This window comes from Burkholderia sp. Ac-20379 (assembly GCF_017104645.1).
Classification (GTDB): Bacteria; Pseudomonadota; Gammaproteobacteria; order Burkholderiales; family Burkholderiaceae; genus Burkholderia.
The window spans coordinates 1-11,286 of sequence record NZ_JAAGPF010000241.1; the positions used below are offsets into that span (position 1 = coordinate 1).

Below are 11,286 nucleotides of genomic sequence, written 5' to 3' on the forward strand. Positions count from 1 at the left end.
TCGAAACCGGCACGCCACTCGACGGCCTGCGCGCCGGCCGCGACGGGCGCGTCGCGGCTTTGCGCGGCGGCGAAGCGATCCCGGCCGATCAGATCGTGATCGCGGCCGGCGCCGCCTCGGCCGCGCTGCTCAAGCCGCTCGGGCTGCGCGTGCCGATCTGGCCGCTGAAGGGCTACAGCCTCACCTATGCGCTACCGCCCGGCGTCGACGTGCCGCGCGCGAGCCTGACCGATTTCGCGCGCAAGGTGGTGTATGCGCGGCTCGGCAACCGGCTGCGCGCGGCCGGCATCGCCGACCTCGACGCGACCGCCGCGCCCGACACGGCGCGCCTCGCGACGCTCGAAGCCGAAGTGGCCGCGCTGTTTCCCGACGTTGCGCGCGCCGCCGAACCGCAACGCTGGACCGGCCTGCGCCCGGCCACGCCCACCGGCGTGCCGATCATCGGCCCCACGCGCTACCGCAACCTGTGGCTCAACGCCGGCCAGGGCGCGCTCGGCTTCACGCTCGCCGCCGGCTCGGCGCTGCTGCTGGCCGACTGGCTCGCCAAGGATGGCCGGCATCCGCTGCGCGCGCGTTTCGCGCACTGAGTCAGCGTCTCTCGCCGGCCCCGCCGTCTCCCGCTTCCCTTCATTTCGGATAACGATGCAAACCCGTCCCCACCTCGCCGTGATCGGCACCGGCGGCACGATCGCGGGCCAGGGCGCCACGGCCACCGATACCGCGTCCTACACCTGCTCGGTGCTCGGCATCGACGCGGTGCTCGACAGCGTGCCGCAGGCCGCGCAATTCGCCGAGCTGCACACCGAGCAACTGATGCAGACCGGCTCCGAGAACTTCGGCAACGCCGCGCTGCGCGAGATCGCCGAGCGCGTGGCGCACTGGCTGGCCGAGCCGCACATCGACGGCGTGGTGCTCGCGCAGGGCACCGACACGATCGAGGAGACCGCCTACTTCCTGCATCTGACGCTCAAGCAGACCAAGCCGGTGGTGGTGGTGGGCGCGATGCGGCCGCCGTCGGCGCTCAGTTCGGACGTGGCGCTGAACCTGTACGCGGCGATCGCGGTGGCCGCCGATCCGCGCTCGCACGGGCTCGGCACGCTGGTGGTGGCCAACGACGAGATCCATTCGGCGCGCGACGTGGTCAAGCAGCACAGCTTCAAGCTCGATGCGTTTCGCTCTCCGTACGGCCCGCTCGGCCTCGTGGTGGACGGCGCGCCGCGCTACTACCGCCGCCCGGCGCGCGCGCACACGATCAACACGCCGTGGTTCGCCGCCGCGCTGCCCGACCTGCCGCGCGTGGACATCGTGCAGGCCTACGGCGAACTCGACGCCGCCTGGCTCGACGCCGCCACCGCGCATTCGCGCGGGCTGATCTTCGCGGGCACCGGCAACGGCAACGTGGCCGCGCACCTGGTCGACACGCTGCGCGCGGCCGCGCGGCGCGGCACCTGCGTGGTGCGCGCCTCGCGCACCGGCAACGGCGTGGTCACGCGCAACGGCGCGCAGCCCGACGACGCCTACGGCTGGCTCACCGTGGACGATCAGGTGGCGCAGAAGGCGCGCATCCTGCTGATGCTCGGGTTGACGGTCAGCCGCGACCGGGCGGCGTTGCAGGCGATGTTCGGGCGGTATTGACGCGATTCGGGGCGACGCCGAAGCGACGAAGATCGTCGATCGTCGCGTACCCGGCACCCTCCGGATCGCCCGTCCGATATCGGACCGGGCGGCTGCAACGCCGCGTTACCCGGATCGGCTTCGGGCCGGCATCGCTCGGGCCCGGCTCGGCGGCACGCGTGTCGAGCCGGCATCCGCGGCGCTTGGGCTTACGGCTTGACGCCGTTCGGACGAGGCTTGCCGACGGCATCCAGCGCGATGCGCTTCAGGCCGATCCCGAGCGCCCGCTCGTCCGGCGAATTCAAGCCCGCGTCGCAGATTCGCAGCGCGCCCTTGGCCTCGATCGATACGACGAGCACGCGTCGCGCGATCGCATCGTCGTCCAGCTCGATCGCCCATTCAAAGTTGCCGCTCTGATCGGCAGTCGACGTGCACGTTCGCCCGTTGACCACGATGCGGATGACCGGCGGCGTGTGATCGCCCATGACGAAAAGCTGGCCGTACAGCGAAAAGCGAAAACCGTCGCCGGCCGATGCCCCCTCGGGCAAGGCGAGCGGAATCGCGAAGCCGGCGCGGGGCGCGATACTCCACACGCCCCAGGGTTCGGTCGGCAGCCAGCTGTATCCGAATTCGACACAAGCGCTCCCGGGCGTGCCCACAGCCACGTTCCAGGTCTGCCCGGGCGCCAGCTCGGGCAGCGTCGACAATGCTTTCGCAGCGGTTTCCAGCCCCCAGCGATAGCTGAAGATCGTATCGAGCGCATCCTCGTGGAACGCCGACTGCCTGCTGTCGAACGGCCGCGCAAACGGCCAATGCCACCGGCCTTGGCGTGCACGGTCGAACGCTTGCAGCGATCGCACGCTGGCGACCTCGGGGTGCACCGGAATCCACGGCGAGCAGGTGGACGGCAGATAGTCGGCGGCATTGCGATCGTCGACGAGCAGCCGGTGAACCTTCGCGCGGGTGAGGTAGGGCGCCTCGTTGAGCACACCCGACGATACGGAGCTGACGAAGGCCAGATTGTCGGCGCAAAGCAAGCCGTAGGTGTTGCCGCTCGTGAGCAGCGCATTGGGAATGTGTTCCAGCAAGGCGCGCAGATGGCTGGCATCGTCTTGCGCGGGATGCGGACGCACGACCAGCAGATCGACCTGCTTGGCCCACGCGGCGATCTGCTCGAGAAAATCCATGGGCTGCACCAGACGCCCCCCGCCGACCGAGGCCAGATCGAGCGACATCTGCCCGACGAACAGGCCGACCCGCAGGTCGTCGTGCGCGATGCCGAGGTCGCCGAAACGCGCGAAATAACCGCGCAGGCCGGCGGCCGCGGCTCGGAACTGATCGTCGCCGATCCGGAGGCGCTCCAGCTCGCGCCGGATTCCCGCGTCGTTGGTACGCACCCCGAGGTGCAAGTGGCGCGCAAAGCGAATCGAATGAATCTCGACGTCGATGAACGCGGCGCCGACACTGTCGATATAGCGCAGGATCGACGGCGACATGCCCCAGCCGATGACGAGACTGGCCGGCGTCAGTGCGAGCACGTCCAGATGCTGGTGCGCCGGCGTCAGATCGGCGGTGCAGGCGGCGGCCCATCCCGCCGCATCGCACGGCAAACCCAGCGCATCCATGATCGCGGTAACAGGAATGTTGCCGCCCTGCGATTCCGGGCTCACCGCTCTCACGCGCCAACCGAGCGTCTCGGCCGCGGCGCCGAAAAAGCCGCGCAGAAATTTGCGGTTGCCTCGCGACGCCGCCGGAATATTGTTTTCGGTCGTTCTGAAAAAATCGTCGGCGATAACCAATTCCGCGATGGCTTGCCGTTGTTTCGGTTTCGGCATTTTCGAATTCACTTGATTCGATGGCGTGCCGGCAATGCCCGCTCGCACCCGGTTGCCGTTCGAGGCGCCCGTACTGGCGCCGAGATTGCCCCTCGCGCCAGGCTCGGCCAGCGCCGCCGACAGGGAACCCGCGCGATCGCCCGCCCCCGTCTTGACGGCCTGCCCCGGATTCTCCGAGGGCAGAGCGTCCGGCTTGCGCCATCGGATGTTGTGGTAGGCGAACATCTCGTCCCACCCTTGGCAACTGCCGAACCAATCCGTGCTGCCGTATTCGTTGACGACCGACGTATAGACGTTGGGGAATGGATTGCCGTCGAGCCCGGCTTCCTTGTTGTAATCGTTCAGCAACAGGAAATGGACTTCGGCATTCGGCAGCAGCGAGCGCATCGCATTCATGAAGCGATGCAGCAGTTCCTCGGTGAATTCCATGGTCGGTTCATAGAATTGCACCCGCCCTTGCCCAGCCCGTATGAACAGCACCTTGCCGGACAAATTCAGCAGACGCGCCAGCAAATACGAAAATTTGCTGTGATTCGTCGCGCACTTCGTTCGGATCAGGTACGGGGAATACACGCCATCGATCTTCGCTTCATCGAAATCGTGGTAATGCATCGTGCCGTAACGCTTGCACATGACCGCGGGGCCGGTCTTCTCGTGCACGACGTTCATATTTTCCGCGAGGAAAATATCCGCAAAGCCGGACTCGAGCAATTCGACCAGTGCGATCGTCGGCGTTACCCACCAATCCACCATTTGGGCTTTCTGAACACCGAAATACCGCCTGATTTGATAAGCGGTCCGGCAGTGTCCGCCTACGCTGACAATGTGGTCGAATTCTTGATCAATCATAAAAAGTCTCTCGCGCCGGCCCCCGGAAGTCGGGGTCGCGCGACATTAGCACAGTTTTTTTGGCTTTAGCAGGCCACGCGGGCATGGGCATCGGGATATCCGACCGAGCACCGGGCAGGCATCGACGCCGTCATAGGGATGATCGGGCGCAATGCCATAATTGCCTCCCTCGGCGATGGTTCCGCTGCTCCGCGAGCACCGCTTCCCGCCGGCATGCCAACGTCCCGCCCTCCTTGGTACTCGCCCATGCAATCCAGACTGACCCGCCGCCTCGTCGGCTTGGCCGTCGCGCTGTCCTGCAACGCCGGGGCAGCCCACGCGGCCGCCAATCAGCCGGCCGCGCCGATGTCGTTCCGCAGCACCCTGCCCGGCACGATCGTGCGCAGCATCGCCGACAAACTGCAGGACACCGTCAACTTCCGCGACTACGGCGGCAAGTGCGACGGCGCCACCGACGACAGCCGCGCGATGACGAACGCCCTTTCGCATCTGCACGATGGCGCGTCGCTGGAATTTCCCGCGGGCACCTGCGTATTCTCGACGCCGCAGCAGTTGCCGATCGTGCAGAACGTATCGATTCGCGGGGCCGGCGCGCGGCAGACCGTGCTGCTCTATGCGGGCCGCGATACGCGCGCCGATCTCTGGACCGTCGGCGACGGCCGCACCTCGATGTCGGGCTGGTCGATCTCCGGGCTGCGTTTCGATTCGCGCACGACGATGACGGGCGGCGCGGCGCTGCGTCTGCGGCGCATGCAGAACGGCAACGAACTGTCGGATATCGACGCCGGCGTGTTCACGCAACGCGCCCCGCGTCTGTACAACGGCGTGTGGCTCGACGACGTGAACGTCTTCAAATATTCCCGGTTCAACATCCAGGTTCAGAACGAAGGCCTGATGATGAACGGCGCCGCCGGCAGCGACGAAGGCTCGGACATCTACCTCGACAACGGCGCGATCACGTTCTCGCACATCGCCTATCACGTGGGCGGCGGCCAGGGCGGCGTGTATTTCGGCAAGGTGCTCGCCTTCGGCAACGGCGTGAACTATCAGATCGACAATGGCATCGCCGCACGCCGGAACCGGGAGATTTTCTTCAGCGACCAGAGCGTGTCGGACGGTTCGCATGACTACGGAATCTGGATCAACGATCGCCTGACCTCGAACGCGCCGATCGTCATGAACGGCGCGTTCGCCTCGTCGGGGATGATCGGTTCGGGGGGCAACGGCACCGAGATCTACATCGAGTCCTGGCCTCACGGGCGCGTCACGATCGGGCCGGGCCAGCTCTACAACGCGACCGCCGACGGGCTGCGCATCGACGATCCGACCACCATCGTCAGCATCGACGCGGGCCGCCACATCTTCAACAACGCCGGCTTCGGCGTGAACGCCACGGTGCCGACCTCGAATATCTACAGCCTGTCGCAATACATGTCGCGCAATCGGCTCGGCAACTATTCGGAGAACGTGCATCTCGCGCCGCTCGACGTGGGTGCCGGGGTCTCGTCGACGACGCTGACCCATCGCCGGCAGCAGATCGACAAGTCCTACCGCTATCGCGGCGCCGCCAACGCCGAACGCATCGAGATGGCGTCGGGCGAGCAGACGCTGATCCTCGACCCGGCCACGCCGCTGTCGCGCCTGAGCATCGTGTTGCCGGCCTGCGACGCCGCCTACGACGGCTCGCTCGCGCGCTTCTCGTCCACGCGCGCGATTGCGCGCCTCGACGTGACGGCGAGCGCGGGTTCGGTGGCGGCGGAACCCGGCCCCCTGAATGCGGGCGGCGGACATCAATATCTGTGCCGCGGCCAGAACGCAACCTGGTATTCGCTGTACTGATACGCGCCGGCGCGCCGCTCGTTTCGCCCGAAGCGATCGGCGCGCCGCCAATCGCCGGGCTGATACAATGGCCGACGTCCCGCCAGCAGACTGTCCTCATGTCTTCGATCGCCAAGCACAACACCCCGCTGCTCCGCTCACTTCAGATTCAAATGCGGGTGGTTGCCGCGCTGCTCATGCGCGAAATCATCACGCGCTACGGGCGTCACAACGTCGGTTTTCTCTGGGTATTCTTCGAGCCGATGTCGTTCACGCTCGGGGTGACGGCGCTCTGGAACGCGGCGAAATTCAGTCACGGCTCGAACCTGTCGATCACGGCGTTCGCCGTGACCGGTTATTCGACCATCCTGCTCTGGCGCAATACCGCCAACCGCTGCGGGCTCGCGATTCTGCCGAATCACAGCCTGCTTTATCACCGCAATGTCCGCGTGATCGATCTGTTCATCTCGCGCGCCCTGCTCGAGGTCGCAGGGGCGACCATGTCGTTCCTGTTTCTCACGGTGTTGTTTTCGGTCATCGGCCTGATGCAGCCTCCCAAGGATATCGGCCTTGTTCTGGTGGGCTGGGGCTACCTGGCGATCATCGCGGTTGGGCTCGGTTTCATCATCGGCTCGCTCAGCGAATTGAGCGAAACCTACGATCGGATCTGGCACACCGTCGCCTATTTGCTGTTCCCGCTTTCCGGCGCCGCCTTCATGGTGGAATGGCTCCCCACGACAGCGCAGAAAGTCGTGATCTGGTTGCCCATGGTGCACGCCTGCGAAATGATTCGTTCGGGCTTTTTCGGCAAGCTGGTAAAACCGCACTACGACATCAACTACATGATCGTCTGCGATCTCGTGATTCTGTTCATCGGGCTGGTGTTGGTGCGCTATGTCAGCGCCCGGGTCGAACCGGAATAAAGCCGGCCGGCACGCCCCTAAAGAAAAACCGCCCTTCGGGGCGGTTTTTTTTCGACAGGCCAATCAGCTGGTCACCAACGCGGCAAGTCATGCCTCCGACGCGGCCAACACGGAAGGCGGCGCGGCCTCCGCCGTCACCTCCGGCACCGGGACGTCCGTTACCGCCGCCACTTCCGTCACCGGCACGCTCACGCTACCGGGCTTGCGCCACTTGATATTTTGATACGTGAACATCTCGTCCCAACCCTGATTGCTGCCGTGCCATTCCTTTTCGTCGTAGTTGTTGACCAGCGACGTATAGACATTGGGGAACGGATTGCCGTCAAGACCTGCCTGCTCGTTGTAGTCGTTCAGCAGCAGAAAATTGACCTCGGCATTCGGCAGCATGGCACGGACGGCTTTCATGAAGCGGCCCAGCAGATCTTCATTGAACTGGGTGGACTTGTCGTAGTACTGCACCCAGCCATTCGAATAGCGCACGAACAGCACCTTGCCGGTCAGGCTCAGCAAACGCGTCAGCAAGTAGGAAAACTTGCTGTTGTTCTGTGCACACTTGGTGCGAACCAGATACGGCGAGTAGATGCCGTTGATCTTTGCTTCGTCGAAATCGTGATAGTGCATCAGGCCATATCGCGAGCACATCACGGCAGGCCCCGTGTTCTCGCGCACGATCTTCATGTTTTCTTCACGAAAGATGTCCACGAAACCGCTTTCGATCAACTCGACCAGCGCGACGGTCGGGGTCACCCACCAATCGAACGGATAGGCTTTGTCGATGCCGAAATGTCGCCGGATTTGGTAGGCAGTCTGGCAGTGTCCACCAAGACTGATGATGTGGTCGAATTCCTGATTGATCATGGCAAATCTCGCTGGCCGGACGCGCTGGCCGCAGGTGGGTTCATGCGGCTGACAGTATCATAACTACGGAAACCTTAATAGACGAAAAACTCCCCACCAGGCCCGCCAAACAAGCCGCTGCACCCGCTCGGCAAAGCCGAATGCAAGGTATCCGGATCAATCTGCGCCCATGCGGGATACGGCGCCGTTTTCGGGCAGGACGTGGCCGGCTCCGCGTACCGTCGCGCGGCAGCACAAATCGCCCCTCACCAGGCGCCAACGCCGCTGGCGGTAGCGGCCAATGCGATGACACGGGCGCTGTACGCCCATGCGACGGCGTTTTGCGAGTGTCAGTTCACAGCGTGAACACGCAGCGGGCCATCATGCGGAACAAAGGGTCGAACACTCGCCTCGCTCCCCGCACGAGCATGAGCGCGGCGCTGACAGCTCAGCGCACCGAACACCACCTACGCGTATCAATTTCCGTGCCGCGACCGCAACCCACCCAACCAGCCGTCACGGCCGCTGCAAGCGCATGCGCACCGATTCGATGTTCGCCGGCAGCTTCGGCGACACCGGCTTGCGGCGCGGCACGTCGACGAAACCGAGCCGGCGGTACAGCGCGGCCGCACGCGTGTTGTCGAGCAGCACGTCGAGCACCACCTCGCGGCCGGCGCCCTCGGCGAACGCACCGGCCCGGCGCGCATCCTCGAACAGCGCGGTGAACACGCCGGTGCCGCGCCAGCGCGCGTCGATCGCGCAGTGGGCGATGTGGGTCTGCGTGCGCTTCGGCGCGGGCAGCTCGCCCTCGAGCGTCAGCCCGCGCAGCAGGCTCGCGACGGTATGGCCGAGCCCGAAGCCGCGCAGCAGCATCCAGGCGGCATGCGGATCGTCGAGGCCGACCTTGCGGCCGTCGTGCGCGGCCAGCACGCCGGCCACGCGGCCATCGGGCGCAACGGCCACGCGATGGCGTCGCCACGAGAAGCGCCCGTGCTCCGACTGAAACGTCGTGCGCAGGAACGCGACGATCGCTTCATCGGACGCCCCGAGAAAGAAACCGAATTCGCGCACGCCCGACGCGAAGATCAGCGGCGCGCAGGCCGCCGCGTCGTCGGGCCGCGCGGCGCGGAACGTCCAGCCGGGCGTGGTCGTGGTCATGAAGGAAGCTGTGAGTGTTTAGCGAGCGAGCCGCGCCAGCGCGGCCACGGTCTGCGTGATCTGCTCGGGCTGATGCGTCGAGCAGATGAAGAAGCGCAGCCGCGCAGCCTTCTCCTCCACGGCGGGATAGAAGATCGGCTGCACGTTGATGCCCTCGTCGAACAACGCATTGGCCCAGCGCGCCGCCTTCAGCGAGCTGCCGGTGATCACCGGCACCACCGCATAGCCCTCGCTGGTGCCGGTGTTCAATCCGGCCGCGCGCGCTTCGTCGAGAAATTGCTTGCCGCGCTCGCGCAGTTGCGCGACGCGCTGCGGCTCGCGCTCCAGCGCCTCCAGCGCGGCCAGCGACGCGGCGGCCAGCACCGGCGCGAGGCCCACGCTGTACAGGAAGCCGGGCGCCAGATGGCGCAGCATGTCGACCAGCGGCTGGCAGCCGGCGATGAAGCCGCCGCAGCCGGCCAGCGTCTTGGACAGCGTGCCCATCCACAGATCGACGTCGTCGGGGTTTACGCCCGCGTGTTCGCGGATGCCGCGCCCGGTCGCGCCGAGCACGCCGAGCGAATGCGCCTCGTCGACCAGCAGGAACGCGCCGTGGCGATTGCGGATCTCGACGAACTTCGGCAGGTCCGGCAGATCGCCGTCCATGCTGTACAGCCCCTCGATCGCGATCAGCACGTTGCGATATTCGTGGCGCGCGCGCGCTAGCAGCGCGTCGAGCGCCTGCCAATCGTTGTGCGGAAAGCTCAGGCGCTTGGCGCCGCTCAGTTGCGCGCCCTGCACGATGCTGTTGTGCGCCAGCGAATCGTGCACGATCAGGTCGCCCGGCCCGAACAGCGAGCCGATCACGGTGACGTTGGTGGCGTGGCCGCTGACGAACACCACGCAATCGTCCGTTTCGTAGAACGACGCGAGCGCGTGCTCCAGCTCGCGCTGCACGGGCCGCTCGCCGGCCACCATGCGGCTGGCCGACGCCGAGGTGCCATAACGGTCGATCGCGGCCTTGGCGCGCGCCGACACGTCGGCGTCGCCCGCCAGGCCCAGGTAGTTGTAGTTCGCGTAATTGACGTATTCGCGGCCGTCGATCGTGGTGGTCGCGCCGGCCAGCCCGTCGTGCACGCGGAAGAACGGCGATTCGACGCCGAGCTTCTCGCCCATCTCGCGCATGATCCGCAGTTGCTGATACTGCGTCATCGCCTCGAAGCGGCTGCGCGGGCTTTCATGCGCGGTCGACACGGGCGCGGGCGCCGCGGCCGAGCCGCCTTCGGTGACACGGTCCAACTGGCGCTTCAACGCCTTCGCAGCAAGTTGCTGCCGGAGATGATCTCCCAATCCCATCGATTCGCTCGCCCGTAAGACTTTGATCAAGCCCGCTATGTTACGCCTCGAACTCGGCCCATTCCCAGGCATCGGGGGCCGAGAGCAGCGCATCGACGAGGCGGAAGTTCATTTCGTGGCTCGGCCGCAACGCCGTCACGCGCGCGAGCAGCGGCGCGCCGGCCATCGCCAGGTCGCCGACCAGATCGAGCACGCGATGCCGCACGAATTCGTCGGGCAGGCGCATGCCGCCGAGCACGCGGCTGCCGACGATCGACGCCGTGCACGATGGCCGCGCGCCGCGCAGGATCGGCACGCCGCGCAAGTAACCGGCGACGATCGCGGGCACCGCCCATTTGACGCGCCCGTAGGAGCGCGACGGTGCGATGTCGGTGGCGAACGCCTCGGGCGTCAGCGCGCCGCTCCAGGACATCTCGCCGAAGCCCTTCAGATCGTTGCGCACGCTCATTTCGTAGTGCGGTGCCGGATCGAGCCGCATCTCGCGGCGCGAGCCGCCCTCGCCGTCGGCCACCGTCACCGGGCGCGTCACGCGAATGAAGCGCTTCGGCGCATTCAGCGCGGTGCGGCCGCAGGCGCGGATCGCCTCGATCCACGGCGCGGCGCTGCCGTCGAGAATCGGCACTTCCTCGGCGTCGAGCTCGACCACCGCGTGATCGATCTCGCAGGTCAGCAGCGCGGCCAGCAGATGCTCGATGGTGCGCACGCCCACGCCGTCGGGATTCCTCAGCATGGTGCACAGCGGCTGCGCGCGGCGCAGCGCCGGATCGACCGCCAGCACGGCCAGCTCGCGCCCGCCGTCGAGACGGCGGAAGCGGATGCCGCTCGTGGCTGGCGTGTCGCCCGCGGCGGGCAGGATCCGCACCGACACGCGGCGGCCGGTGTGCAGGCCGTGCCCGTCGAAGATCGGAAGAGCACAC

General features: G+C 66.3%; 9 protein-coding genes. 4 read left to right on the forward strand and 5 right to left on the reverse strand.

The genetic code is table 11. The annotated features are described in order from the left end of the window. Together G3N92_RS24275 and G3N92_RS24280 are read left to right on the forward strand one after the other, a co-directional pair. A partial coding sequence (locus G3N92_RS24275; protein WP_206130132.1) for an FAD-dependent oxidoreductase occupies positions 1-587 on the forward strand: 587 nt, incomplete at its 5' end. Between the two features lie 55 nt (positions 588-642). Further along, complete coding sequence (locus G3N92_RS24280) at positions 643-1,635, forward strand: asparaginase (protein WP_206130133.1); 993 nt, start codon at positions 643-645, stop codon at positions 1,633-1,635. A 188-nt stretch (positions 1,636-1,823) separates the two neighbouring features. On the opposite strand, the gene G3N92_RS24285 is transcribed toward G3N92_RS24280, so the two are convergent. After that, positions 1,824-4,298, reverse strand: a complete 2,475-nt coding sequence (locus G3N92_RS24285) for a DUF1796 family putative cysteine peptidase (protein WP_206130134.1) — start codon at positions 4,296-4,298, stop codon at positions 1,824-1,826. Between the two features lie 246 nt (positions 4,299-4,544). Here G3N92_RS24285 and G3N92_RS24290 point away from each other — a divergent pair, with 246 nt between their 5' ends. Beyond that, positions 4,545-6,137, forward strand: a complete 1,593-nt coding sequence (locus G3N92_RS24290; protein WP_206130135.1) for a glycosyl hydrolase family 28-related protein — start codon at positions 4,545-4,547, stop codon at positions 6,135-6,137. A gap of 98 nt (positions 6,138-6,235) precedes the next feature. After that, positions 6,236-7,039, forward strand: a complete 804-nt coding sequence (locus G3N92_RS24295) for an ABC transporter permease (RefSeq protein WP_206130137.1) — start codon at positions 6,236-6,238, stop codon at positions 7,037-7,039. Positions 7,040-7,126: 87 nt separating this feature from the next. Here the strand turns inward: G3N92_RS24295 and G3N92_RS24300 are convergent, their stop codons facing one another. From G3N92_RS24300 to G3N92_RS24315, 4 genes are all read right to left on the reverse strand, one after another. Then, positions 7,127-7,897: a DUF1796 family putative cysteine peptidase gene (locus G3N92_RS24300; RefSeq protein WP_206130138.1), complete on the reverse strand. Its 771-nt coding sequence runs from the start codon at positions 7,895-7,897 to the stop codon at positions 7,127-7,129. Positions 7,898-8,392: 495 nt separating this feature from the next. After that, positions 8,393-9,034, reverse strand: a complete 642-nt coding sequence (locus tag G3N92_RS24305) for a GNAT family N-acetyltransferase (RefSeq protein ID WP_206130141.1) — start codon at positions 9,032-9,034, stop codon at positions 8,393-8,395. Between the two features lie 18 nt (positions 9,035-9,052). Next, entirely contained in the window at positions 9,053-10,369 is a 1,317-nt protein-coding gene (locus tag G3N92_RS24310) for an aminotransferase class I/II-fold pyridoxal phosphate-dependent enzyme (RefSeq protein WP_206130143.1), read from the reverse strand. A 40-nt stretch (positions 10,370-10,409) separates the two neighbouring features. Beyond that, positions 10,410-11,286 (reverse strand): UDP-3-O-acyl N-acetylglycosamine deacetylase (locus tag G3N92_RS24315; RefSeq protein WP_241015001.1); only part of this gene is annotated, 877 nt, incomplete at its 5' end.